Source organism: Janthinobacterium sp. RA13, from assembly GCF_000745325.1.
Taxonomy (GTDB): Bacteria; Pseudomonadota; Gammaproteobacteria; order Burkholderiales; family Burkholderiaceae_D; genus Janthinobacterium; species Janthinobacterium rivuli.
In genome coordinates, this window is record NZ_JQNP01000001.1 from 2,167,875 (window position 1) to 2,192,302 (window position 24,428).

Below are 24,428 nucleotides of genomic sequence, written 5' to 3' on the forward strand. Positions count from 1 at the left end.
AATCCGACCTACACGACCTACAGGACCTAAGCTGGTAGCGCGCCGGCAATCCGCCGCGCGGCAGCCTGCTCAATCCAGGTAGCGGGCACGACAAAACCGCGCGTGCGCTCCACTTCCCAGCCTTCGATAGTATCCACTGCGGCCACCATCACCGGTTGCGCCAGATCAAACAAGCGCGCGCGCAAGGCATCGACGTCCAGCACTTCCTCATTGCGCCCCTTGTATGGCGCCAGCCATTGCAATCGCGGCAGCACGACGTAGCGCTGCTGCGGCAGTTGCGCCGGCGTACACCAGAAGCCGTGTCCATGTTCCGGGGAAATGCCGTCCATGGCGGGCGTGGCGCCCGGTGCATAGAACAGCCAGCCCTTGACCAGCGCCTGCGCCGCGCGCACGGGCTGCGACAGCAAGCTTTGCGCAGCAGGATGGCGGGACAAGGCCAATTGCTTGTCGAGAATTTTGCGCATCTTCAAGCCCAGGGTATCGGCCAGGTTGGGGCCGATCAAGTGGTTGAAGACACCCGGATCGGGCGCGCCTTCAAGCAGGTAGAACTTGGTGGCGAATTCCCAGTGCAGCAAGCCATCTCCATCATGCAGCAGAAAATCGAATTCACCCACCGTGTCGTTGCGGTTGACCTGCACTTGCAAGCCATGCGCTTGCAACAGTCCATGCTGCTCAAAATAAAAGGCCAGCAGCTTTTCAGCATACAGGCCCAGGCGGGAATAGAATTTCGGCCCCAGCGCCGCATCGAGCGGCGACGGGTCATCCTGCAGCGCCCCCAGCCACGCCGCCAAGGCAGGCGTGACGGGCGCGAGGCTGGCAATCCGTCCGCCCCAGTGGCGGCTGGCCGGGTCCAGCAAATCGGGCGAGTCGAGCAGCCAGGCCAGCGCGCGCACGCGAGGATGCGTCAAATGTCCCCAGCGGCGCTCGAAACGGGCCTGGAAGCTGCCGACGTCCGCCTCAATCACCGTGCGTGCTTTTCGCCAGGCACAGGTCGGCCCAGGCACGGGCCTTGGCCTTGCCCGTCTCGTCCTGCAGCAACATTTCCGGATGGAAGGTGGCCACGACGGACGCATTGCCCAGCTGGCGCACCGTGCCGCGCACGGGTTTTTCGCCGGGATTGATGCCGGCGGCGGCCATCGAACCGAGGGTGACGATGGTGCGCGGCTGCAGCAGGGCCAGTTCGCGCTCAAAGTACGGGCGGCAGGCGGCGGACTCCGATTCGGTGGGTAGGCGTTCCTGCCCGGCCTCGTCCAGCGGACGGCATTTCAGCAAGTGCGTGATGTACACGCCGCTGCCCGCGTCGACTTCGATGGCTTTCAGCATATTGTCGAGCAATTTGCCCTGCTCGCCCGGCAAGGCGCGCCCTTCGCGCTCTTCCAGGCGCGACGGGCTGCTGGCCAGCATCAACCAATCACCCTGGCGGTCGCCACGCCCCATGACGACGCCCTTGCGCGTCTTGCACAGATCGCAGCGCGCGCACTTGGCGACGGCGGCCGTCAAGCCCTCCCAGTCGAGGACGGCGATATCGGCATCGCTCAGCTGTTTGACGGGCGGCGGTGGCGGCGCATCGTCGAACCAGGCCGTGTCGTCCGGCTCGGCGGCGGGAGCTGGCGTAGCGACAACAGCAACGGGCGCTTCGGCCTGCACCTCGGCGACCGCCTCAGCAACTACCTCGATCACGGCTTCCACGGCTTCTGCCACAGGCGCCGCCACGGCAACTTCCACCTCCACGGGAGCTTCGACGACATCAACGGCCTCGGCTGCGGCACCCTGGCGCAAGCGCCACAGGGGGCCGACGCCCATTTCATCGAGGAAAACGGCGCTGCGGCTCATAAGGTATAACGCATCACGATGGCGTCCTCACGTTGCGAGTTACTGGCCGGATAGTATCCCTTGCGCCGGCCGATCTGTTCAAATCCATAACGCTGGTAGATGTCGAGCGCGCGCACGTTCGACGGGCGCACTTCCAGCAACATCGATTCCATGCCCAGCTGGCGCGCGCAGGCGCAGGACTGGTTCAGCAGGAAGCGGCCCAGGCCCTGGCCCTGGATGGCGCCCTCGACGGCCACGTTGAGCAAGTGCGCCTCGTCGACAACCAGCATCAGCAAGAAGTAGCCAAGCAAGGTGCCATCCACGTCGCGCAGCACCCAGGCCGGGTAGCCGCTCTTGAGCGAATCAACGAAATTGCCGTGCGTCCAGGGATGCGGATACACGCGCTGTTCCAGCGCCAGCACTTCAAACAGGTCCGCTTCCTGCATCGGCTGATAGTCGAGGCGCAGCAAGTCCCAGCCTGCCGCGCTGTCCTTGTCCTTGCCCGCTTCCATCATTGCGCCGACTCCGCAGCGGCCTTGGCGGCCTGCATGTCGAGGCGTTCCGCACTCGTGTAGGCGATCTTGTTGCGCAAATACAAAGGCTGCGCCTCGGCCGCCGTCACGAACTGCCCGGAAGTAAATGCGATGCGCGCCAGCTGCGCCACTTGCACGGCGTGCGGCATGATGGCCGCGTCCGCGCTGGCGGCACATGGCAGCGCGGCCAGGGCGTCGGCATAGGCGCTAAAACCGTTGCCGCAACCTGTGACCTCGCCTTGCGGCGCCACGCCGGCCGGCGCGCTCAGGGCCGGTGGCGAAACAATCTGCAAGCCATCCTGGTAATCGTATTGCGCCCAGTACACTTCGCTCATGCGGGCGTCGAGCACGGTCACGATGCGTTGCGCGCCATGCTGCTGGTGGCACGCGAGGGCCATGGCGTCGAGCGTGACGACGGGAACGACGGGCAGATTGGCGCCGTAGGCCAGGCCTTGCGCGATGCCGCAAGCCGTGCGCACGCCCGTAAACGAGCCGGGGCCGGAGCCGTAGGCGACGGCGTCGACGTCGGCCAGGGTCACGCCCGCTTCGGCCAGCAATTCCTGCACCATGGGCAAGATGGACTGGGAATGGGTGCGCACGCCCGACGAGGCGCGGGACAGGACGACATCGCCGCGCAACAAGGCGCAGGAGGCGAGTTCGGACGAGGTTTCAATAGCAAGCAGTGTGGGAAGTAAGGTAGACATAGCGTATTTTACCTTGCCAGGCCCGGAAGCGGCATGCCGTGCAGGTCAACAACAGCCTACTTGCACAGCCCGTGCGCGAGGACGGCTATAATAAAAGGCTAAGCTGATTGCTTGACCGGCGTCATTGCGCCATGCCCGGCAATCCATACGCGACACTATCACCCCACTCTTGCCCTGGTCCGTTCCGTGAATCCACTTCTTGCTAAACTGCAACCATACCCGTTTGAAAAGCTGCGCCAGCTGTTTGCCGGCGTGACGGTCAATCCCGAATATGCGCCCATCAGCCTGGGCATGGGTGAACCCAAGCACCCGACGCCGCCGTTCATCGAAAAGGCATTGACCGACAATATCCACGGCCTGGCCAGCTATCCGACCACCATCGGTTCGGAAGCCTTGCGTACCGCCATCGCCGGCTGGCTCGAGCGCCGCTATGGCATCCCAAAGCTCAATCCTGCCACGCAAATCCTGCCCGTGAACGGTTCGCGCGAAGCGCTGTTTGCGCTGGCGCAAACGGTGATCGATCCATCGGCCGGTTCGCTCGTGATCAGCCCGAATCCGTTTTACCAGATCTATGAAGGCGCGGCCTACCTGGCCGGCGCCGAACCATATTTCGTCAATTCCGACCCGGCGCGCAATTTCGGCTGCGACTACGACAGCGTACCGGCCAGCGTGTGGGAAAAGGTCAAGTTGCTGTTCCTGTGTTCGCCGGGCAACCCGACTGGCGCCGTGCTGACTCTGACGGACTGGGAACACCTGTTCGCCCTGTCCGAACGCTACGATTTCGTCATCGCCGCCGACGAGTGCTATTCCGAGATTTACCACGGCGACACACCACCGCTGGGCGCGCTGCAGGCGGCGCACATGCTGGGCCTGTCCACCATCGAGCGCCCGTATGCGCGCCTGGTGGTGTTTTCCAGCCTGTCGAAGCGTTCGAACGTGCCGGGTATGCGCTCGGGCTTTGTGGCCGGCGATGCCGAAGTACTGAAAAAATTCCTGCTCTACCGAACCTACCACGGCGGCGCCATGAGCCCCGCCGTGCAGGCGGCCTCCGTCGCGGCCTGGAACGACGAAACCCATGTCGAGGAAAATCGCGCCAAGTACCGCGCCAAGTTCGACGCCATCACGCCGCTGCTGCAATCGGTGATGGACGTGCAATTGCCGGACGCCGGCTTCTACCTGTGGGCCGACGTCAGCCGCACGGGACTGTCCGACACCGAATTCGCGCAACGCCTGTACGCCGAATATAATGTGACGGTATTGCCTGGCAGCTACCTGGCGCGCGACGCACACGGCATCAATCCGGGCCGCAACCGCATCCGCATGGCCCTGGTGGCTGAAACGGCCGAAGGGCTGGAAGCAGCGTTGCGCATAGTAAAATTCTGCCAGCAGCTTTCCGCATCCGCATCAACCAACTAAATTAAACAAGACATCATCATGAGCCAACAACTGCAAACCATCATCGACCAGGCCTGGGAAAACCGCGCCGAGATCAATCCAGGCAACGGCACGGCCGAACTGCGCGACGCCGTCTCCCACGTCATCAATGGCCTGGACAACGGCAGCATCCGCGTGGCCGAAAAAACCACGGGCGACTGGGTGGTCAACCAGTGGGTCAAGAAAGCCGTGCTGCTGTCGTTCCGCCTGGAAGACAACGTCGTCCTGCCGTCGGACGGCACGATGCAGTTCTACGACAAGGTGCCGACCAAGTTCGCCAATTACACCAAGGAAGACTTCGTCAAGGGCGGTTTCCGCGTGGTGCCGCCAGCCGTCGCCCGCCGCGGCAGCTTCATCGCCAAGAACGTCGTGCTGATGCCGTCCTACGTCAACATCGGCGCCTACGTCGATGAAGGCGCCATGGTCGACACCTGGGCCACCGTCGGCTCCTGCGCGCAGATCGGCAAGAACGTCCACCTGTCCGGCGGCGTCGGCATCGGCGGCGTGCTGGAACCCATGCAAGCGAACCCGACCATCATCGAAGACAACTGCTTCATCGGCGCCCGTTCGGAAATCGTCGAAGGCGTGATCGTCGAAGAAAACTCGGTCATCTCGATGGGCGTGTACATCGGCCAGTCGACCAAGATCTACGACCGCGCCACGGGCGAAGTGACCTACGGCCGCGTGCCAGCCGGTTCCGTCGTGGTGTCGGGCAACCTGCCTTCGGAAGATGGCAAGTACTCGCTGTACTGCGCCGTGATCGTCAAGCGCGTGGATGCAAAAACCCGCGCCAAGACCGGCATCAACGAGTTGCTGCGCGGGATTTAATCACTCCGCCGCGAGGCGCACGCAGCACCCTGAATGTCCCGCTTCGGCGGGACATTTTCATTGCCGACTGGCAACTTCAATCGTCGTGCAGCCATCCCCCATCCTGTCCTATACTGGATGGCATGAATACACCTCCCGTCCTGATCGTCGGCGCCGGTCCTACCGGCCTCATGCTTGCCTTGCGCCTGGCGCGCCATGGCGTCGATTGCCGCATCATCGACAAAAATAGCGGTCCCGGGCAGGCGTCGCGGGCCATGGCCGTGCATGCGCGCACTCTGGAGTTTTACCAGCAGCTGGGCTTTGCCGACGAGCTGGTCAGCCTGGGCATCAAGATCAATGCCATGCACATCCATGAAGGTGGCGAGGAGCTGGTGAAACTGGCGCTGGGCGAGATCGGCGAAGGGCTGAGCCCCTACCCTTTTGTGCTGAGCCTGCCGCAGGACGAGCATGAACGCTTCCTCATCAGCAAGCTGGCGGCGGCCGGCGTGCACGTGGAATGGAACGTGGCGCTGGACCTGTGGACACAGGACGATAGCGAAGTGCAAGCCATCCTGCTCAAGGACGGCGAACGCCAATATTGCACGTTCAACTATATTTGCGGCTGCGACGGGGCCCGCAGCAAGGTACGCGAGATCGCCGGTTTCGACTTTTCCGGCGGCACCTACGACCACCTGTATTACGTGGCCGACGCGCAAGTGGCTGGCAAGAACACGGATTTGCACGCCCACCTGGGCGCGAACTCATTTGCGCTGATGCTGCCCGTGCGCACCAGCGGCATGCAGCGCCTGATCGGCATCCTGCCCGACCGCCCCGATGGCGCCCCCGCGCCCGTCTTCGACGATGTGCGTGGCGACGTGGAAAACTTGCTGGGCATCCAAGTCGAACAAATCAACTGGTTTTCCACGTATAAAGTGCACCACCGGGTGGCGGCGCAATTTCGCGAACGGCGCTGCTTCATCCTCGGCGACGCGGCCCACCTGCACAGCCCCGTGGGCGGCCAGGGCATGAACACGGGCCTGGGCGACGCCGTCAACCTGGCGTGGAAACTGGCGCAAAAGCTGCGCGGACAAAGCAACGACGCCCTGCTCGACACCTATGAAAGCGAGCGCATCGTGTTTGCCCGCAAGCTCGTCGCCACCACCGACCGCGCCTTCCAGGCCATCGTCGCGCAAGGCATTGCCGGGCAATTCCTGCGGCGCTGGCTGGTGCCGCACGCGCTGCCCTTCCTCTCGGGCTTCGCGCGCGCGCGCCGTTTACTGTTCCAGACCGTGTCGCAAATTCAGATCCATTATGAAGACAGCGCCCTCTCCGCCGGCCATGCGGAATACCTGCGCGGCGGCGACCGCCTGCCCTGGTTCTCGGACGGCACGCAAGACAATTTTACGGCTCTGCGCAGCATGGATTGGCAATTGCACATCTATGGCGAAGCGGCGCCCGAACTGCTGGACGAGGCGCGCGTGCTGAAACTGCCCGTGCATTGCTACACCTATAACGTGGCCGCCAAGCTGGCCGGCCTGGGCCGCGACGCGGCCTACCTGGTGCGCCCCGACGGCCATATCGCGCTGGCCCTGCACCAGCAGGAAAGCGGCGCCCTGCGCGCCCTGGCCTTGCGACTTGGCCTTCATTTCGGCCCGGCCGACTCGAGCAAGGCGGCGCCACGGCCTGTGTAGGCCAGCCAAGGTTTGTGGCAAATCAAAGTGGGGAATTTAATTTCCTTGCTTTGTTTGCTTTGTTTGACTTCGTGTCCTATGCTGAAACATGCGTTTCAAGGAGACAGCCATGTCGAACACATCGAACACACGCTCCCCTGTCAGCGATGGCGACACCGGTACGATTGATGAGGCCGCCACCGGCACCGGGCATGCTCCAGCCGCGCCCTCGCTGGCCAGGCAGCTGGCGGATGCACTCGCTCCCAATGCCACGGGCTTGCGTTTTAACATTGCACAAGATACGTTCCAGGAAGCCTATGCATCGCTGCTGGACGCCGTGCCGCGCGACGACCGGCCCGCGCTGCTGGCGCAAATGCGGCGCGACCTCGATATCGTCGCCGAACGCGAGCTGAACCGGGCCTCTGATATCGGCGCGCATGCAGGACACATCAATACCCGGCAATTCATGCGCGGCCTGGAAGGGCAGGAGCGGCAGCAGCGTCAAAAAGACCTGGCCTCGCACAGCTTGCTGTCTGGCCCCGAACTGCGCGCCCGGCTGGAAGTCACGCCGCAGGCGCTCAGTGCGGCACTCAAAGCCAGACGCCTGTTCGCCTTGCGCGGCGCTTCGGGCGAATATGTCTATCCGGCATTTTTCGCCGATCCCCGCCACGACCGCCACATCCTGGAAAAAATCAGCAAAATCCTCGGCGACTTGCCGGGCGCCGCCAAATGGGATTTTTTTATCGCTCCGCGCCTGTCGCTGGGCGGCAAGTCGCCGCTGGAAGCCCTGGCCAAAGGCAAACTCGATGCCGTGATGGCGGCCGCCCGCGCCTACGCTGACGAATAACCGCGCGACCGTGGCAACCTTGCGCCTGCCCCGTCTGCCGCAACTGCCCGCAGCGCTGTACCGTGTCTCCGGCCATGCCACGGGCGAACCGTATTTCGGCAGGGCGAACACCTACCGCTTCGACGATCCCCACCCACAGGCGGCGGCCCGCTTCGGCACCTTCCGCTTGGCATCCGCAGCGCCTGGCACTGAATCTGCCAGGATCATGCAACCTTGTTGCACTGCCGCATCGACTGCGCATCGACTGTATAATGTCGGCTAACATCGTATTTTTCCCTGGCGCAAGCGCCGCGATCAAGCGAACCGCATTCACTCCCCTTAGCCCTACCCATGACGACCATTACACTCTACGGTATCCCCAACTGCGATACCGTCAAAAAGGCCCGCACCTGGCTGGCCGCGCAACAACTCGATTTCACTTTCCACGACTTCAAGAAGCAGGGCCTGGAACGCGCTACAGTCGAAGCGTGGCTGCAGCAATTGCCGTGGGATGTGCTGGTCAACAAGAAAGGCACGACCTGGCGCGCCCTGTCCGACGAGCGCAAGGCGTCCACCGTCGACGCGGCCAGCGCCCTGGAGCTGATGCTGGAAAACCCGTCCATCATCAAGCGTCCTGTGCTGGACAAGGATGGCCAGTTCAGCGTGGCGTTTTCGGATGCGCAGTACAAGACCATTTTCTCGCTGTAACCCCCTAGTTGACCACGATGTTGCCGGCACGACCATACCCATGACCACCTCCAAAACCCTCGCCCTGACCGAAAAACTGATCGCCCTGTCCTCGGTCACGCCCGACGACAAGGGCTGCCAGCAGCACCTGATCGACCTCCTCACGCCGCTGGGCTTTGTCTGCGAAACGATACAGTCGAACGACGTCACCAATCTGTGGGCGCGCCGCGGCACCACGTCGCCCGTATTCGTCTTTGCCGGCCATACGGACGTGGTGCCGACCGGCCCCGTCGAGCAATGGCGCTCGCTGCCCTTCATTCCCACGCACCGCGACGGCAAGCTGTACGGCCGTGGCGCGGCCGACATGAAGACCTCGATCGCCGCCATGGTGGTCGCTTGCGAGGAGTTCATCGCCGCCACGCCTGAGCACACGGGCTCGATCGCCTTTTTGATCACCAGCGACGAGGAAGGCCCGGCCACGGACGGCACCGTCATCGTCTGCGACAAATTGAAAGAGCGCGGCGAGCAGATCGACTATTGCCTGGTGGGCGAGCCGACCTCGAGCGCGCAGTTGGGCGACATGATCAAGAACGGCCGCCGCGGTTCACTGTCGGGCCGTTTGACCATCAAGGGCGTGCAGGGTCACATCGCCTATCCGCACCTGGCGAAAAACCCGATCCACGAAGCGGCGCAGGCGCTGGCCGACCTGGTCGAAGAGAAATGGGATGCCGGCAACGAGTATTACCTGCCGACCTCGTGGCAAATGTCCAACATCAACGCGGGCACGGGCGCGAATAACGTGATTCCCGGCGACATGGTGATCGACTTTAACTTCCGCTTTTCCACGGCCAGCACGGCGGAAAACCTGCAGGAGCGGGTGCACGCCATCCTCGACAAGCATGACTTGCAGTACGATTTGCAATGGACCCTGAGCGGCCTGCCCTTCCTCACGCCGCGCGGCACCTTGAGCGACGCGCTGTCCGCCGCCATCCTCGAAGAAACGGGCCTCACGACGGAGCTGTCGACCACGGGCGGCACCTCGGATGGCCGGTTTATCGCGCAAATCTGCCCCCAAGTGATAGAATTCGGGCCGCCCAATGCCAGTATTCACAAGATCGACGAGCACATCGAACTGCGCCACATCGATCCCCTGAAGAATATTTACCGGCGCACGCTGGAGCATTTGCTGCCCGTCTGAACCAGAATACCGAGGCCCGTCACGGCGGGCCAGAACACCGTCTTTTCGAGAATGCCATGACCCCGAACCCGTTTTCCACGCCACGCGACCTGCTGCGCTACGCCGTTACCCGTTTCAATACCGCCAAGCTGTTTTTCGGCCACGGCAGCGCCGAAGCGTTCGACGAAGCGGCCTATCTGATCCTGCACACGTTGAAGTTGCCGCTCGACAAGCTCGAACCTTTCCTCGACGCCAAGCTGCTGCCGTCGGAAGTGGCCAGCGTGATGAGCGTCATCGACCGCCGCAGCATCGACCGCGTGCCGGCCGCCTACATCACCAAGGAAGGCTGGCTGGGTACGTATAACTTTTACGTGGACGAGCGCGTGATCGTGCCCCGCTCTTTCATCGCCGAGCTGATTCCTGAATACTTCTCGCCATGGGTGGCGGAGCCGGAAGCCGTGGAAAACATCCTGGAACTGTGCACCGGTTCGGGCTGCCTGTCGATCATGATGGCCGACGCCTTCCCGAACGCTACCGTGGACGCCGTGGATATTTCGGCCGACGCGCTGGCCGTGGCCAAGCGCAACGTCGACACGTACAAATTGCAGGACCGCGTCACCCTGATCGAATCGGACCTGTACACCAACGTGCCGGCCAAGAAATATGACTTGATCATCAGCAACCCGCCGTACGTGAATTCCGCGTCGATGGGCGCCCTGCCGCAGGAATACCTGGCGGAACCGCAAATCGCCCTCGACGGCGGCAGCGACGGCATGGACCTGGTGCGCAAGATCATCGCCGGCGCGGCCGAACGCCTGACGGACGACGGCATCCTGATGATTGAAATCGGCAATGAACGCGAATACGCGGAAGCGGCCTTCGGCGAGCTGGGCCTGACCTGGCTGACGACGAGCGCCGGCGACGACATGGTCTTCCTGCTGACGGCCGAGCAGTTGAAGCTGGTTTAATTGACAAACGCACGACCTCACTCAACCCAACAGAAAATGCCGGGGTCGTACCCTCAGGGTACGACCCCAGGTTTGCGCCTTTGGGTTAAAACACAAAGAAAAAAATGATACGTTTCCTACAAGTAAGCCTGATGCGCGGCATCAAACCGTTGCTCGAACAAGTCGATGTCACCCTCAATCCGGGCGACAAGATCGGCCTGATCGGCGCCAATGGCGCGGGCAAATCGAGCCTGTTCGCCATGATGCGTGGCGAATTGCACCCTGACCAGGGCGAGATCGATTTCCCGGCCAAATGGCGCGTGGCTTACGTGGCGCAGGAAACGCCGCCGCTGGACCGTGCCGCGCTCGACTACGCGATCGATGGCGACATCACCCTGCGCAAACTGGAAGCGGAACTGGCGCGCCTGGAATCGGAGCCGGCCACGTCGGAAAACGGCATCGCCATCGGCGAAATCTACAGCGCCATGGCCGATGCGGACGCATATACCGTGCAGTCGCGCGGCGAGCAATTGCTGCTGGGCCTGGGCTTTACCCTGGACCAGATGCAGCAACCTGTCGCCAGTTTCTCCGGCGGCTGGCGCATGCGCCTGAACCTGGCGCAAGCGCTGATGTGCCCATCCGACCTGCTGCTGCTCGATGAACCGACCAACCATTTGGATCTGGACGCCATCATCTGGCTGGAAGACTGGCTCAAGCGCTACGCCGGCACCTTGCTGATCATTTCCCATGACCGCGACTTCCTCGATGAAGTGGTCAACGTGGTCGTGCATATCGACGAGCGCAAGCTGAAGCGCTATTCGGGCAACTATTCGAGCTTCGAGCGCCAACGCGCGGCGCAGATGATCCTGGCTGCCGGCGCGCTGGAAAAGCAGCAGCGCAAGCGCGCCCACCTGGAATCGTTCGTGAACCGCTTCAAGGCGCAAGCATCGAAGGCCCGCCAGGCGCAAAGCCGCATGAAGGCGCTGGCGAAGATGGAAGAGCTGGCGCCATTGCGCGCCGCCGCCGAATTCTCGTTCGAATTCCGCGAACCCTTGAGCGCGCCGAACCCGCTGCTGGTGATGGAAGACGTCGATGCTGGCTACAAGATCGAAAACGAAGCGACGGGCGAGATCACGCACAAGACCATCGTCAACGGCATCAAGTTTTCGCTGCAGATCGGCCAGCGTATCGGCCTGCTGGGCCAGAACGGCGCCGGCAAATCGACCCTGATCAAGACCATCGCCGGCGAACTGATGCCGCTGACGGGCGACGCCACCATGGGCAAGGGCCTCAACATCGGCTACTTCGCCCAGCACCAGGTGGAAATGCTGCGCCACGACGAATCGCCGCTGTGGCATCTGGCCAAGATCGCCCCGACCGTGCGCGAGCAGGAACTGCGCAACTTCCTCGGCGGCTTCAACTTCCCCGGCAACATGGTCACCGCCTCGATCGCGCCGTTCTCGGGCGGCGAAAAAGCCCGTCTGGCGCTGGCCCTGATCGTCTGGCAGCGCCCGAACCTGCTGCTGCTCGATGAACCGACCAATCACCTGGATCTGGAAACACGCGAAGCGCTGACGGAAGCGCTGGCCCAGTTCGAAGGCACGCTGGTCGTCGTGTCCCATGATCGCCATTTGCTGCGCGCCACCACCGACGAATTCATCATCGTTGCCGACGGCAAGCTGCAACCGTTCGACGGCGACCTGGACGACTACAAGGACTGGCTGTTCAAGACCAAGCTGGGTAAAGGTACCGATGTGCTGCCGGCCGCCGGCAAGGCCAACAAGACCGATTTCCCCGTGGTCTCGCCCGTCGTTGCCGCAGCAGCCCCTGCCGCGCCCGTACGCGACAAGCGCAAGGAAGCGGAAGAGCGCCAGAAAACGGCCGCCCTGCGCAAGCCGATCGAAAACAAGATCAAGCGCCAGGAAGAGCAGATCGCCAAGCGCAATGCGCAAAAGGCGGAAACCGACGCCAAACTGGGCGAGCCGACCATCTATGACGCCGCCAACAAGGCGAAATTGAAGCAATTGCTGGCCGACCAGACCTTCTTCACCAAGGATCTGGCGCAGCTGGAAGCGGAATGGCTGGACTTGCAGGATCAATTAGAGAAACTCGGCTAACGCCAAAATACAAAGACGACTTCCGGGTCGTCTTTTTTTTAGGCTGCCTGCATGGGGCTGGGGCTGCGGATCGCCATCAGGCGGTCGATATCGACGAGGATCAATCGGCGCCCCGCCACCGTGCCCAGGCCCAGCAGGTAATCGGCTTCCGCCTCGCCCAGGCCGGGCACGGCGGCAATGTCGCCGGGCGCCAGGCTGACGATATCGGTGACGCCATCGACCACCATGCCCATCACGCCATTACTCAGCTGCAAGATGATCACGTCCGTGGCCGGGTCGGGCGCGCAGTGGGCGCTGCCGAACGCGGCGCGCATGTCGACGATGGGGATGATCACGCCGCGCGAGACGGCCACGCTGTGCAGCACTTCCCCTTCCGAGGAAAAACGGTCGAGTTCCTTCAGCGGACGCAATTCCCGCACGCGGCGGTAATCGAGGCCGTATTCCAGGCCGCCCAGCCGGAAGCTCAAGTACTGCGTCAGGTATTGGGTCGTTGCGGCGCCAGGCGTGGTCGTGGGCTGCATGGTGTTCCTTTCGTCCGGTAAGCGCTGCCAGGATGCGCAGTGGCGCAATGTTGGCCCCATGCTAACCAGCATCACCGCGAACGGCGTTGAGAAACATCAACTTTCCCGGAGGACATTATCGGCTGACCAGTCCGGCATTGCGCCGGCGCAGCCATCTTCCCTTACAATACCCCCATCGTTTCCCCACAGGCAGGCCATGCAACACCTCGTCAATCCCGCTGAAGTTGAATTTTCCGCCATCCGCGCCCAGGGGCCGGGCGGGCAGAACGTCAACAAGGTGTCCAGCGCCATCCATTTGCGCTTCCCCATCGCCGCCTCGTCGCTGCCGGAAGCATACAAGGAACGACTGCTGGCCCTGCGCGACAGCCGCATCAGCAAGGATGGCGTGCTGGTGCTCAAGGCGCAGCAGTCGCGCAGCCAGGAGCAGAACAAGGAAGAAGCGTTGCGGCGCTTGCAGGAAATCATCGACAGCGTGACCTTCCTGCCCGCCGTGCGCCGCGCCACCAAGCCCACGCGCAGCTCGCAGCGGCGCCGCCTCGACAGCAAGAGCACGCACAGCGTGCTGAAACAATCGCGCGGAAAAGTGACGGACTGATTACGGCGGTGGCTGGTACGTCCAGTCCAGGCTGCCCGTGCTGTCCGCAAACACGGGCTGCGTGGCCGGCGTGGCGCTGCGCAGCAAGGCCTTGATTTCCTTCGGCGGCCGGTCGTAGACCTTGGCCGGCCCAGGCGGCACGACCAGGGCGCGCACCGTCGTCTCGCCATCGATCAGACCCAGGGTGCAGCGCGACTGGCCGGCCGTTGCCTGCCGTTCCTGGCGCAGCTGCGCCACCAGCGCCAGCATCTGCGCGTGCAGGATTTCCGACTGTTTTACTTCCAGGCGCAGGCGCGCCACCTCTTTCAGGACGGGAGCGATGCGTGCGGCCAGCTTGTCGTACTGCACCTGCTGCGTTGGCTGCAACTGCAGCTCGCCGCGCCGCAGCTGGCCCGCCAGGGTCAGGTAGTTGCGCACCTCGGGCAATTGCGCGATGGCATCGATTTCCTGCTGGCGCTTGTGCTGCACCTGCAGGTACTGCGCCGCCTTCGCCAGGCTCTCGGCAATCTTTTGATCGAGGGCGCTCAGGTCGGGTACCAAGGGAAAGAGCAGCATTTCCACCTGCCTGCGGGGGCCGGCGCTACCGATGCGGATGGTGCGCGCCGCCACGGCGCAGCCTTCGGCCAGTTCGATGACGACCTCGTCGGCGATGATTTCGCAATTGCTGGCGCTGTCGATCACCACGCGCGTGCCGGCGATGACGCAGCTTTCCGCGCGTTTTACGTGCACTTCACCGCTCAGCGCCTGCAGCACGGAACCGGAAGCGACGCCCTCGACGCGCACGTCGCCATGTTCATTGAAGGCCGTGCCGCCCACCAGGTTGCGCTGCAACCATATCAACCCGCCATGCGAGTGCAAATGGCCATACACGTCGCCATGGATGGTGATGTCGCTGCCGTCGAGCTGGCGCTGCTCCTGCACTTCGCCATATTCCTCGTAGGCGGCGCGCAGCTTCAGATTGCCCGTGGTGCGGCTGCTGACGCCTTCGCGGCTGACGATCTTGTTTTCGATCGACATCTTGCCGTGCTCATCCACATTCACGTAGCCATCCTGGGTGGCCACGAGAAAAGCGCCATCGCTGAAATACTCGACCGCCGTGCCTGGCCCCGCCACCGTGGCCAGGTCCAGTTCCAGCGGCGCGGGCGGCGGCAGCGCCTTGCCGGCCAGGTCGTAGCCTGGCAAGCCGGGTGTACCTGGCAGCAGACGCAGCAGGCGCGCGTGTTTTTTCACTTGCGGAAAGCGGTTCTTGAAACTGAGCAAATCCAGGCGGCCATCGGAGCGTTCGCGCGGCGCATCGTCGCGGTGGATGCCCTGCGACACTTCCACCAGCTGGGCGTCGCGCCCCGGCTGCGGCTGCAGCACCCGTGCCACCGTGATGCGCTCGGCCTTGCCGCTGGCGAGCATGGCGCGCACGGCCACGCTATCGATGCCGTAGTGCACGCCCTTGCACCACAGGTCGGCCACCAGCTCGTCGAACTCGCGGCGCGCCGGCACCTGGCCATCCGCGTCCGCCGTCAACGCTTCAAAGTAAAACTCGGCGCTGTCGCCACGGATCTTGATTTGCTGATACAGCGCGCGGCGCGGGGGCGGGAATGGCGCCACGCGCACGGCGATGCGCAGCAAGGCGTCGCCCTTGGGCGCGGCGCGGGGAGCGGGGGCATGGAACAGGGTCAGCAGGAACAAGCCGTAATCGAGGCCGGCCAGCAGCTGGCCCGACTGGAACAGCTGGTCGACGGCGGCGCGCAGCTGCGCCGGCGCCAGCGACAGATCCAGGAACACGCCCTCGTCGCGCTGGAGCAGGCCGTGCGGCAGGCCGCCTGCGGGGGCCGCATCCGGAACGCGTGTGTCGTCGTCGCTCACCACTTGCCTCCCCCAGCAACAATGTCAGAGAATTGCCTCATTGCGTTAGAACAATATCACGGGGCGTGGCCGTGTGCCTGACTGAGCAACAATGTTGGTGGCCAAATGCAAACAGGGCCACCTCTTGCGAGATGGCCCTGTCGGAGGGGGATGGATGCCTAGCGGCGCGGCGGATTCGAGTAAATGTCCTGGCCCACTTCGTTGATCTGGCGGCGCAGGTCGCGCCGCTCGTCGGGCGTCATGCGGCCCGTACGGCGCGAAGCGTCGGCGCCCTCGTTGCCGCGGCGCTGCTCTTCGGCACGCGTGTCGAAACTGCGTGCGTCACGCTGTTCGCGCAGTCGCGTATCATTGCTGTTGCTGCGCTGTACCTGCTCATACCGCTGGGCCTGCATTTGCTGCTGGTCGTCACGGCGTGGCGGCGGCTGGTTTTGCGCCGATGCCAGGCTGGCGGCAAACACGGAACAAATGGCAAATGCGGACAGCACAGTCGTGCGTGCGGCGATAGCTGCGCTGGGAGCGGCGTGAATTTTTTTAGTAAAGATATTCATTGAGTTCCTCTTCCGCGATGCCGTATAAACTAAAGCTGATTTCCACTGTGGCCCCAGTGTATGATGCTTTACACGGTGCAGTAAGAGTAATTGGGTAAAGTTTGTAACACTTTGTAATGGGTCGCCACAGCCCCTTGCCGACGCCGCGCGAGGCGTTACTATAGCAACTAATATAAGATAACACGACACCCTAAATGACCACAACCTCCACTTCCGGCAGCAACACAACAACGCAATCGATTCACGGCCACCAGGCAAAAATCATGGTGGTCGATGACGATGTGCGCCTGCGCGACCTGCTGCGCCGCTACCTGACCGAACAGGGCTTCAATGTCTTCACGGCAGAGAGCGCGACGGCCATGAACAAACTGTGGCTGCGCGAACGCTACGACTTGCTGGTGCTGGATTTGATGCTGCCGGGCGAAGACGGCCTGTCGATCTGCCGCCGCCTGCGCGGCGCGGGCGACCAGACGCCGATCATCATGCTGACGGCCAAGGGCGAAGACGTGGACCGTATCGTGGGCCTGGAAATGGGTGCCGACGATTACCTGCCGAAACCGTTCAATCCGCGCGAGCTGGTGGCCCGCATTGGCGCCGTACTGCGCCGCAAGGGTCCCGATGAAATCCCCGGCGCGCCGTCGGAAACGCCGCAAACCTTCGAGTTCGGCGACTTCGTGCTGGACCTGGGCACGCGTACCCTGAAAAAGAATGGCGAAACGGTGCCGCTGACGACGGGCGAGTTTTCTGTGCTGAAAGTGTTTGCCCGCCATGCGCGCCAGCCGCTGTCGCGCGAAAAATTGATGGAACTGGCGCGCGGCCGCGAATACGAAGTGTTCGACCGCAGCCTGGATGTGCAAATCTCGCGCCTGCGCAAACTGATCGAACCAGATCCGTCGAGCCCGCTGTTCATCCAGACCGTGTGGGGCCTCGGCTACGTTTTCATTCCGGACGGACAGCCGCGCTGATCGCAGGCGAGGCATGATGAAGCTTGTTCCCGATATCAGCCTGGCGCGGCTGAAAAGCGGCCTGTTCTGGCGCACCTTTTTGCTGCTGGGTACTTTGACCACCGTCAGCATGATCACCTGGATCGGCATGATTTCCGTCATCCAGCGCGAGCCGCAGGCGCAGCAGATTTCCGCCCAGATCATTTCCGTCGTCACCATCACGCATGCGGCATTGACGCACTCGGCGCCCGAGCTGCGGCGCGAGCTGCTGTTCGACCTCGTCAGCAATGAAGGCATCCGCATCTTCTCGCTGGAAGAGGACGACCGCATCGAGCCGCCGCCCGACAATTACCTGATGCCCGAGATCGAGGCGCAGGTGAAGGCCAAGCTGGGCAAGGACACGCGCTTTTCCGCGCGCGTCAACGGCGTGGCCGGCTTCTGGGTCAGCTTCAAGATCGATGACGACGAGTACTGGCTGATGCTGGACCGCGAGCGCCTGCGCGGCCTGACGGGCTTCCAGTGGCTGGGCTGGGCCAGCCTGGTGTCGCTGCTGTCCCTGCTGGGCGCGGCCATCATTTCCAGCCTGATCAATCTGCCGCTGTCGCGTTTGACGGCGGCCGCGCGCGACATCGCCAAGGGCAAGCAACCGGCGCCGCTGCCGGAAAAAGGCCCGATCGAAATCATCGAGGCGAACCGCAGCTTCAACCAGATGGTCGATGATTTAAAACAGGTGGAATCGGACCGCGCCGTGATTCTGGCCGGCATTTCGCACGATTTGCGCACGCCGCTGGCGCGCATGCAGCTGGAAGTGGAAATGGCCAACCTGTCGGACGAGGCGCGCGAAGGCATCCAGTCCGACATCGGGCAGATGGACGCCATCATCGGCCAGTTCCTCGACTATGCCAAGCCGACGGAAGCGTCGAGCTTTACGGACGTCGACCTCAGCGGTTTGCTGACCGACATGACGCGCGAAGCGATGCGCCTGCCGGACGTGAAGATCAACGCCAGCATCGCCGACGGCGCGCATGCGATGGGCAACCCCACCGATTTACGCCGCGTATTGAACAACCTGATCGAAAATGCGCGCCGCTATGGCAAGACGCCGGGCAGCGACGTGACGGAAATCGACATCGCCTGTCAGGTACGCACCAGCCACGGCGCGAAAAAGGTGATCATCGAAGTGCAGGACCATGGCACGGGCGTGCCGGCGGAAAAGATCGAGCAGCTGATGAAGCCGTTCACCCGCCTCGACACGGCGCGTGGGCAGGCGAATGGCGCCGGCCTGGGCCTGGCCATCGTCGACCGCGTGCTGCTGCGCCATGGCGCCGATTTACAAGTGCGCAACCGCGAAGGCGGCGGGCTGGCGTTTCAGATCAGTTTGCCAGCGGCGTAGGTCGGATTAGCGGGAACCGCGTAATCCGACAAGAACAGCCAACAACGGTCAAGCCGACGCCTGCTCCTGCGCCAGCAATTTATTCATCAACAATTCCGTCGCCCCATAGCCGTACAGGGAATCGCTTTCCATGCCCGGCGTGTCGAAGGGGATCGATTCCTCGCGATTCAGCTTGGCAGGATCGGCGTCCGCATAACTGGCGCGCCAGGCGCGCTGCAGGGATTCATTGCGGCGGATAAAGGCCGGCATGGGCCAGTCGTCGCGGTTCCAGTGCGGGCTGTCGCCCAGCAGGGGCCAGCGCTCGTTGAGCAGGGCCATGTCGCCCGTGCGCAGGCGGCGCACGGCCTGTTCCGGCCGCAAGCCTTCCAGCTCGTCCAGCGTGGGCAAGCTGTCGCGCTTCGGCCCGAACATATACGCCAGCATGATGCGCCCGGCAGGCGCCCTGCGCGCCACCACGCCGACGGCATAACCGCCGCCCGGCAGGGGCACGGCAAACCAGCTGCCTTCTCGGTATGGTAATGATTTCATTTCTGCAAACTCCCCCAAAATCGTATTCGGGGCACAGTCTACGCGAAGCGATGCGAAAGTGGCGCATGGTACGCCACGACAACAAACCAATAGTTACAATATTTTCTCGTCATAGTGATACTGGGCAACAATTGGCCCCGCCTTGAACAGCGCTTCCTTCATGGCCGTGTCCAGGCGCGCATCGCGGCGGCGCATCCATTCGAGCAGCATGGCCGCTTCCTTGCGGCTGGTGTCGCCCGCATGCGCCAGCACGCGGCGCAGTTCCGGGTCCGTGCACGCCTCGAAGCGCTGGCTGTTCAGGTCCAGCGCCTGCAGCGCGGCGATGGTGGCGCCGATGGCGCGGTGCATGTCGAGCGCGGTGGCCGGCAAGCCGGATTCTTCCAGTGGGACGTTGGTCATGCGCATTCCTTTTCGCGTAGTGGTGACATCGGCTGCATTCTCCACCGCGCGGACGAAAAGCTCAAGCGTCCACGACACGTTTCCACCCGTTCGGCCATAATCATGGCTCAGCAACAGCCTAAACCCAGCAGCAGGAGCCCCATGTTCAATTTCGACTTTTACAATCCGACGCAAATCCTTTTCGGCCAGGGCCAGATCGCCGCCATCACGGCGCTGATCCCGCCGCAGGCCAGAGTGCTCATGACGTATGGCGGCGGCAGCATCAGGCAGAACGGCGTCTATGATGAAGTCAGGGCGGCGCTGGCCGGCCATACGGTGCTGGAATTTGCCGGCATCGAACCCAATCCCAGCTATGAAACCCTGATGCAGGCCGTGGCCATGGTGAAAAGCGAGCGCATCGATTTCCTGCTGGCCGTCGGCGGCGGCTCCGTGGTCGATGGCACCAAGTTCATCGCCGCGGCCGCCCTGCATGAGGGCGAGGCGTGGGACATCCTGGCCAAGGGCGGCAAGATCGTCGAGGCCGCCCTGCCCTTCGGCACCGTCTTGACGTTGCCGGCCACGGGGTCCGAAATGAATGGTTCGGCCGTGATCACGCGCAAGGCGACGCAGGAAAAACGCTCGTTCATGAGCCGCAAGGTGTATCCGAAATTCTCCGTGCTGGATCCGTCGAAGACCTTTACATTACCGCTGCGCCAGGTGGGCAATGGCGTCGTCGATGCGTTTGCGCACGTCATGGAGCAATACCTGACTTACCCTGTGAACGCGTCCGTGCAGGACCGTTTCGCCGAAGGCATTTTATTGACCCTGATCGAGGAAGGCCCGAAGGCCCTGTCGCACCCGGACGACTACGACGTGCGCGCCAACGTGATGTGGAGCGCCACCCTGGCCTTGAACGGCCTGATCGGCGTGGGCGTGCCGCAGGACTGGTCCACGCACGCCATCGGCCACGAATTGACGGCCTTGTACGAGCTCGACCACGCGCAGACCCTGGCCATCATCCTGCCCAGCATGCTGCGCGTGCGCAAGCAGGCCAAGCGCGCCAAGCTGCTGCAGTACGCGGCCCGCGTGTGGGGACTCGACGGCGGTGACGAGGATGGACGCATCGAGGCCGCCATCGCGCGCACGGAATTCTTCTTCCGGCACATGGGCGTCAAGACGCGCCTGGCCGACTATGGCCTGAATCACGCCAGCGTGGATGCCGTCGTCTCCGCCCTCGACGCGCACGGCATGACGGCGCTGGGCGAACAGCGTGAAGTGACGCCTGCCGTCAGCCGCAAGGTGCTGGAACTGAGCCTGTAGATTCCATACACACTGTTGTAAAACGGTCAGCCGGGTGGGACAGCTGGCCGTGGTTCATGCTAAGCTGTCATTTCGCTAGGGGTCCTGGAGCAGTCATCCGGGTGAGAGATACCCTTCGTACCTGATCTGGATAATGCCAGCGAAGGAAAGCGCAAAGTACCTCCCTCCTTTGATAGCTCCTGCGTTGGCGCCAGCCGAACAAGCAGCCTGCCGTGCTCTTTACCGAGTCGGCTTGAACCACGAGCAATCTATGTCCTCACCGAATTTATCCGTTTCTGTTTTGACCCTGGCCATCCTGCACGCATTTGCCGCACCGGCCTTTGCCGCGAATGACACCGCCGAAGCCGCCGACCCGCAGGCGCAAAGCATGGCTGAAGTCGTCGTCACGGCCAGCAAGGCGCCGGCCGCCAGACGCGCCTCCGTGGGCGGTTTTTCCGACGCGCCGCTGCTGCAGACGCCGGCGTCCGTCACCGTCATTTCGCAAAAAGACATGCAGGACTTGCAAATTCGCAATCTCAGCGACGCCGTCAAGCTCGACACCAGCATCAACGACGCCTACAACGCCGTCGGCTATGCGGAGCAATTTTCCATCCGCGGCTTCAAGCTCGACAACAATTCCAGCTACCGCAAGGATGGCGTGGCGATCCCTGGCGACACGCAAATTCCGTTGGAAAACAAGGAACGCATCGAAGTGCTGAAAGGCCTGGCCGGCTTGCAGGCAGGCGTGGCCGCGCCGGGCGGCGTGATCGACTTCATCGTCAAGCGCCCGACCGCCGCGCCATTGCGCACCGTCACCGTGGAAACGCGCGAACGGGGTACCCTGTACGGCGCCGTCGACCTGGGCGGCCGCCTGGAAGACACGCGCTTCGGCTACCGCGTCAACGTGGCGGCCGAGCGCCTGCGCTCCTACATCAAGGGCGCGGACGGCAACCGTAAATTCATTTCCGGCGCCTTCGACTGGCAGATTTCGCCGCAAGCGCTGCTGCAACTCGACGCCGACTACCAGGACAAGGCGCAAGTAACGGCGCCCGGCTTCCAGCTGCTGAGCAATGGCAGCTTGCCGGCCAACGTCAGCGCCGACGCCATGCTCAACAAGCAACCGTGGACGCACCCGGTGGAAACCGTCACCAGCAACCTGGGCCTGCGCTTCCAGTACGCCTTCAATGAGGACTGGCACGCCACCCTGTCCGCGAACCAGCACACGTTCAAGCGCGACGACTACACGGCCTACCCGTATGGATGCAGTCCGGAAGGCTGGATGCCTGTGTTCTGCAGCAATGGCGATTTCTCCGTGTGGGACTTCCGCAGCCTGGGCGAAACGAAAAAGCCCCTGAGCGCGCAAGCCATGATCCAGGGCAAGTTCACCACGGGCAGCCTGCGCCATGAGGTCACGGCGGGCGTGTCGTATTTCAACCGCAAGGACCGCGCCGGCAAGTATGTGTATGACGAAGTGGGCATCAGCAATATCTACCGCCCCGTCATCGTCGCCCCATCCGACGGTGTCACGGGTCCCGTGCGCCTGGTGCGCAACGACAAGGAAAAATCCGTCTTCGTGCAGGACATCGTCAGCCTGGCACCGAACTGGAAGCTGCATGGCGGCGTGCGCCACATCGATGTCGATGGCTATCAGTACGTGCTCAAGGCCGACAAGGAAATCCGCGCCAGGCACGACTTCCTGCTGCCGAACGTGGCGCTGGTGTACAACCCGCAAGACAATATCGCTGTCTACGCATCGTACTCGCAGGGCATGGAACACGGCGGCACGGCCGACCGCTATGCGGAAAACGCCAACGTGGAACTGACGCCTAGCCGCTCGAAGCAGATCGAACTGGGCGTGAAGGCGGACCTGACGCCCGACTTCATGGTCGCCGCCACCCTGTTCCAGATCCGCAAGGGCCTGGAATTCAACCAGTACCTCGACAGCAGCATGAGCACCTACAACTTCGTGCGCGCAGGCCAGGCCCAGCACCGTGGACTGGAACTGTCGGCCCAGGGCAAGGCTTTCGCCAACCTGAACCTGGGCGCCTCCGTAACGGCCCTGAACAGCCAGCAATCAGATACGGGCAGTGCTGACTACGATGGCAAGCGCGTGCCCAACGTGCCCGCCTTCAAGGCCGCCGTGCGGGCCGACTATGCCGTGCCGCAAGTGGCGGGCCTGAGCGTGAATGGCAGCTGGGAATATGCGGGCAAGAAGGCGTTCGAGAACAACAATACCACCTTCGTGCCCTCGTACAGCGTGTTCAACCTGGGCGCCGCCTGGGCCACGCGCATCGCTGGCACGCGCGCCGTGCTGCGCGCCAGCGTCAACAACGTGGCCGACAAGTTCTACTGGCGCGACGTGACGCCGGAAGCAGGCGGCTACCTGTTCCCGGGCGCCAGCCGCACGTTCAAGGTGTCGGCGCAGTTTGACTTTTAAGTGAGGGAAATGGCAGGCGCTGCAGCGAGCGCCTGCTGCAGCAAAGGCGTTGCCTGTTCCAGGCGCGCCTCCAGGCTGTCGTGCAGCACGTGGTAGACAATACCGCGCGCGTCGAGCTCGTCGAGCAGGTAGCGGTAGATCAGCTGGCGCACGGCTTCCGACTCGCGCTGCAAGCCGTCGGCCACCCAGGGACTGTCGGGCGCCGTCACCAGGGTCAGATCGTAGCGCGTGGTATCGGCCAGCGCCGCCAGCGGCGCATCGGCACCATGGAAATAATGGCGGCTGTAGACCACCGTCATCAACGGCGTCGTGTCGCAAAACAGGAAATTATGCGCTTGCGCAGTGGCTGCCGCTTCGCGTTCGACTTGCGTTCGCGCAATGCCGAACTGGTCAGCCGCAACGGGCACCCTGCCCTCGGTCTCGACAAATTCACGTAAATATTCCGGTACCCATACGCTGCCGTGGCGTTCGGCCAGGGCCGCCGCCAGGGTCGACTTGCCCGACGATTCCGCGCCCAGGATGGCGACGCGCACGCACTGGCCCATCACTTGAGGACCATCGCGCTCGGCGCGGCCGGTGCCGACTTTCTCCACGCCAGCAAGCCGATGATGGCCATCACGACGAAGAAGCCATACAGCACGGCCGTCAGGGTCAGGCCCTTGTGCACATACAGCCACACGTACAGCACGTCGACGATGATCCAGGCGATCCAGTTTTCCAGCTTCTTGCGCGACAGCAGGAATTGCCCCACCAGGCTGCCTGCCGTGAGGAAACCGTCCGCATGGGGCACGTCCGTGTCCGTCGTCGTCAGCAGCCAGGCGATCAGCAGGAAGCCGACCAGCCAGCCTGCGGCGCAAGCCATCCAGCCGCGGCCATCAAGGCGCGTGACGGGCAAGGTCTTGCCGCCGCTGGCCGGATGCAGCCACTGGTACCAGCCCCAGAACGAGACGCTGATGAACAGCAGTTGCAAGGCCATGTCGCCATACAGGCGCGACTCGAAAAACACAAAACCGTAGGCGGCCGAGGAAATGATGGCGAACAGCCACGCCCAGTGATTCTGGCGGATGTTCAGCGCAACGGTTGTCAATGCCAGGACAAAGGAAATCAGTTCAAGCGGCGTGGTGGCAAAACCCAGCAGGAGAAGCGTATCGTTCATGGGAATCGTGATGAGGCTGGTGGTGCAGTATGCAATACCAGCCCTGAATAAGCAA

At 63.1% G+C, this 24,428-nt stretch carries 24 protein-coding genes and 1 riboswitch; of the genes, 13 read left to right on the plus strand and 11 right to left on the minus strand.

The features are described from left to right. Positions 1-26: 26 nt before the first annotated feature. From FG13_RS09530 to tsaB, 4 genes are read right to left on the minus strand one after another with little or no spacing between them, the layout of a single operon-like run. Entirely contained in the window at positions 27-962 is a 936-nt protein-coding gene (locus FG13_RS09530; RefSeq protein WP_035827780.1) for a DUF1853 family protein, read from the minus strand. After that, complete coding sequence (locus FG13_RS09535) at positions 958-1,833, minus strand: uracil-DNA glycosylase (protein ID WP_035820373.1); 876 nt, start codon at positions 1,831-1,833, stop codon at positions 958-960. The genes FG13_RS09530 and FG13_RS09535 overlap by 5 nt, the downstream gene beginning before the upstream one ends. Then, positions 1,830-2,327 carry a ribosomal protein S18-alanine N-acetyltransferase gene (rimI, locus tag FG13_RS09540; protein ID WP_051958832.1) on the minus strand — a complete coding sequence of 166 codons (498 nt, stop codon included), beginning with the start codon at positions 2,325-2,327 and terminating at the stop codon, positions 1,830-1,832. The genes FG13_RS09535 and rimI overlap by 4 nt, the downstream gene beginning before the upstream one ends. Further along, entirely contained in the window at positions 2,324-3,049 is a 726-nt protein-coding gene (gene tsaB, locus FG13_RS09545) for a tRNA (adenosine(37)-N6)-threonylcarbamoyltransferase complex dimerization subunit type 1 TsaB (RefSeq protein WP_035820375.1), read from the minus strand. The genes rimI and tsaB overlap by 4 nt, the downstream gene beginning before the upstream one ends. 186 nt (positions 3,050-3,235) lie before the next feature. Here tsaB and dapC point away from each other — a divergent pair, with 186 nt between their 5' ends. The 8 genes from dapC (at position 3,236) to FG13_RS09585 (ending at position 12,714) form a co-directional block, all read left to right on the plus strand. Continuing rightward, positions 3,236-4,465: a succinyldiaminopimelate transaminase gene (gene dapC / locus FG13_RS09550; RefSeq protein ID WP_035820377.1), complete on the plus strand. Its 1,230-nt coding sequence runs from the start codon at positions 3,236-3,238 to the stop codon at positions 4,463-4,465. Between the two features lie 18 nt (positions 4,466-4,483). Then, entirely contained in the window at positions 4,484-5,311 is an 828-nt protein-coding gene (dapD, locus tag FG13_RS09555) for a 2,3,4,5-tetrahydropyridine-2,6-dicarboxylate N-succinyltransferase (RefSeq protein WP_035820379.1), read from the plus strand. A gap of 122 nt (positions 5,312-5,433) precedes the next feature. Next, positions 5,434-6,981 carry an FAD-dependent oxidoreductase gene (locus FG13_RS09560; RefSeq protein ID WP_035820381.1) on the plus strand — a complete coding sequence of 516 codons (1,548 nt, stop codon included), beginning with the start codon at positions 5,434-5,436 and terminating at the stop codon, positions 6,979-6,981. A gap of 109 nt (positions 6,982-7,090) precedes the next feature. Next, positions 7,091-7,807 (plus strand): hypothetical protein, encoded by a 717-nt coding sequence (locus FG13_RS28895; RefSeq protein ID WP_051958834.1) that lies wholly within the window; start codon positions 7,091-7,093, stop codon positions 7,805-7,807. A gap of 330 nt (positions 7,808-8,137) precedes the next feature. After that, positions 8,138-8,494, plus strand: coding sequence for an ArsC family reductase (locus FG13_RS09570; RefSeq protein WP_035820383.1), 357 nt, complete (start codon positions 8,138-8,140; stop codon positions 8,492-8,494). A gap of 40 nt (positions 8,495-8,534) precedes the next feature. After that, positions 8,535-9,671: a succinyl-diaminopimelate desuccinylase gene (dapE, locus tag FG13_RS09575; protein ID WP_035820386.1), complete on the plus strand. Its 1,137-nt coding sequence runs from the start codon at positions 8,535-8,537 to the stop codon at positions 9,669-9,671. A 56-nt stretch (positions 9,672-9,727) separates the two neighbouring features. Further along, on the plus strand, positions 9,728-10,618 hold the full coding sequence (prmB, locus tag FG13_RS09580) for a 50S ribosomal protein L3 N(5)-glutamine methyltransferase (RefSeq protein WP_035820389.1): 891 nt from the start codon (positions 9,728-9,730) through the stop codon (positions 10,616-10,618). 104 nt (positions 10,619-10,722) lie between these two features. Continuing rightward, a complete protein-coding gene (locus FG13_RS09585; protein ID WP_035820391.1) occupies positions 10,723-12,714 on the plus strand; it encodes an ATP-binding cassette domain-containing protein in 1,992 nt (663 codons plus the stop codon). Positions 12,715-12,752: 38 nt separating this feature from the next. On the opposite strand, the gene FG13_RS09590 is transcribed toward FG13_RS09585, so the two are convergent. Beyond that, the gene (locus FG13_RS09590; RefSeq protein ID WP_035820393.1) at positions 12,753-13,235 is read right to left on the minus strand and encodes a chemotaxis protein CheW; all 483 of its coding nucleotides are present in this window, start codon (positions 13,233-13,235) and stop codon (positions 12,753-12,755) included. A 196-nt stretch (positions 13,236-13,431) separates the two neighbouring features. Between FG13_RS09590 and arfB the strand changes: the two genes are divergently transcribed. Next, positions 13,432-13,830 (plus strand): alternative ribosome rescue aminoacyl-tRNA hydrolase ArfB, encoded by a 399-nt coding sequence (gene arfB / locus FG13_RS09595; RefSeq protein ID WP_034749850.1) that lies wholly within the window; start codon positions 13,432-13,434, stop codon positions 13,828-13,830. Here the strand turns inward: arfB and FG13_RS09600 are convergent, their stop codons facing one another. Further along, on the minus strand, positions 13,831-15,690 hold the full coding sequence (locus FG13_RS09600; RefSeq protein WP_051958836.1) for a flagellar assembly protein A: 1,860 nt from the start codon (positions 15,688-15,690) through the stop codon (positions 13,831-13,833). 158 nt (positions 15,691-15,848) lie between these two features. Then, complete coding sequence (locus tag FG13_RS09605) at positions 15,849-16,238, minus strand: hypothetical protein (protein ID WP_035820394.1); 390 nt, start codon at positions 16,236-16,238, stop codon at positions 15,849-15,851. A 263-nt stretch (positions 16,239-16,501) separates the two neighbouring features. Here FG13_RS09605 and ompR point away from each other — a divergent pair, with 263 nt between their 5' ends. Both ompR and FG13_RS09615 read left to right on the plus strand, forming a co-directional pair. Next, the gene (ompR, locus tag FG13_RS09610) at positions 16,502-17,203 is read left to right on the plus strand and encodes an osmolarity response regulator transcription factor OmpR (protein WP_223278807.1); all 702 of its coding nucleotides are present in this window, start codon (positions 16,502-16,504) and stop codon (positions 17,201-17,203) included. Between the two features lie 13 nt (positions 17,204-17,216). Continuing rightward, complete coding sequence (locus tag FG13_RS09615) at positions 17,217-18,575, plus strand: sensor histidine kinase (protein ID WP_035820395.1); 1,359 nt, start codon at positions 17,217-17,219, stop codon at positions 18,573-18,575. A gap of 48 nt (positions 18,576-18,623) precedes the next feature. On the opposite strand, the gene FG13_RS09620 is transcribed toward FG13_RS09615, so the two are convergent. Together FG13_RS09620 and FG13_RS09625 are read right to left on the minus strand one after the other, a co-directional pair. Beyond that, positions 18,624-19,103, minus strand: a complete 480-nt coding sequence (locus FG13_RS09620; protein WP_035820396.1) for an Imm26 family immunity protein — start codon at positions 19,101-19,103, stop codon at positions 18,624-18,626. A 93-nt stretch (positions 19,104-19,196) separates the two neighbouring features. After that, entirely contained in the window at positions 19,197-19,502 is a 306-nt protein-coding gene (locus FG13_RS09625) for a ferritin family protein (RefSeq protein ID WP_035827789.1), read from the minus strand. 141 nt (positions 19,503-19,643) lie between these two features. On the opposite strand from FG13_RS09625, the gene FG13_RS09630 reads away from it, so the two are divergent. After that, a complete protein-coding gene (locus tag FG13_RS09630; protein WP_035820398.1) occupies positions 19,644-20,801 on the plus strand; it encodes an iron-containing alcohol dehydrogenase in 1,158 nt (385 codons plus the stop codon). A 67-nt stretch (positions 20,802-20,868) separates the two neighbouring features. Continuing rightward, positions 20,869-20,966, plus strand: a riboswitch (TPP riboswitch). A gap of 85 nt (positions 20,967-21,051) precedes the next feature. Beyond that, a complete protein-coding gene (locus FG13_RS09635; RefSeq protein ID WP_035820400.1) occupies positions 21,052-23,217 on the plus strand; it encodes a TonB-dependent siderophore receptor in 2,166 nt (721 codons plus the stop codon). Here FG13_RS09635 and FG13_RS09640 read toward each other — a convergent pair. Next, entirely contained in the window at positions 23,214-23,762 is a 549-nt protein-coding gene (locus tag FG13_RS09640) for an AAA family ATPase (protein WP_035820402.1), read from the minus strand. The two genes, FG13_RS09635 and FG13_RS09640, sit on opposite strands and share 4 nt — an antisense overlap. After that, positions 23,762-24,373, minus strand: coding sequence for a nicotinamide riboside transporter PnuC (pnuC, locus tag FG13_RS09645; protein WP_035820404.1), 612 nt, complete (start codon positions 24,371-24,373; stop codon positions 23,762-23,764). Before pnuC ends, FG13_RS09640 begins: the two co-directional genes overlap by 1 nt. Positions 24,374-24,428: the final 55 nt, after the last annotated feature.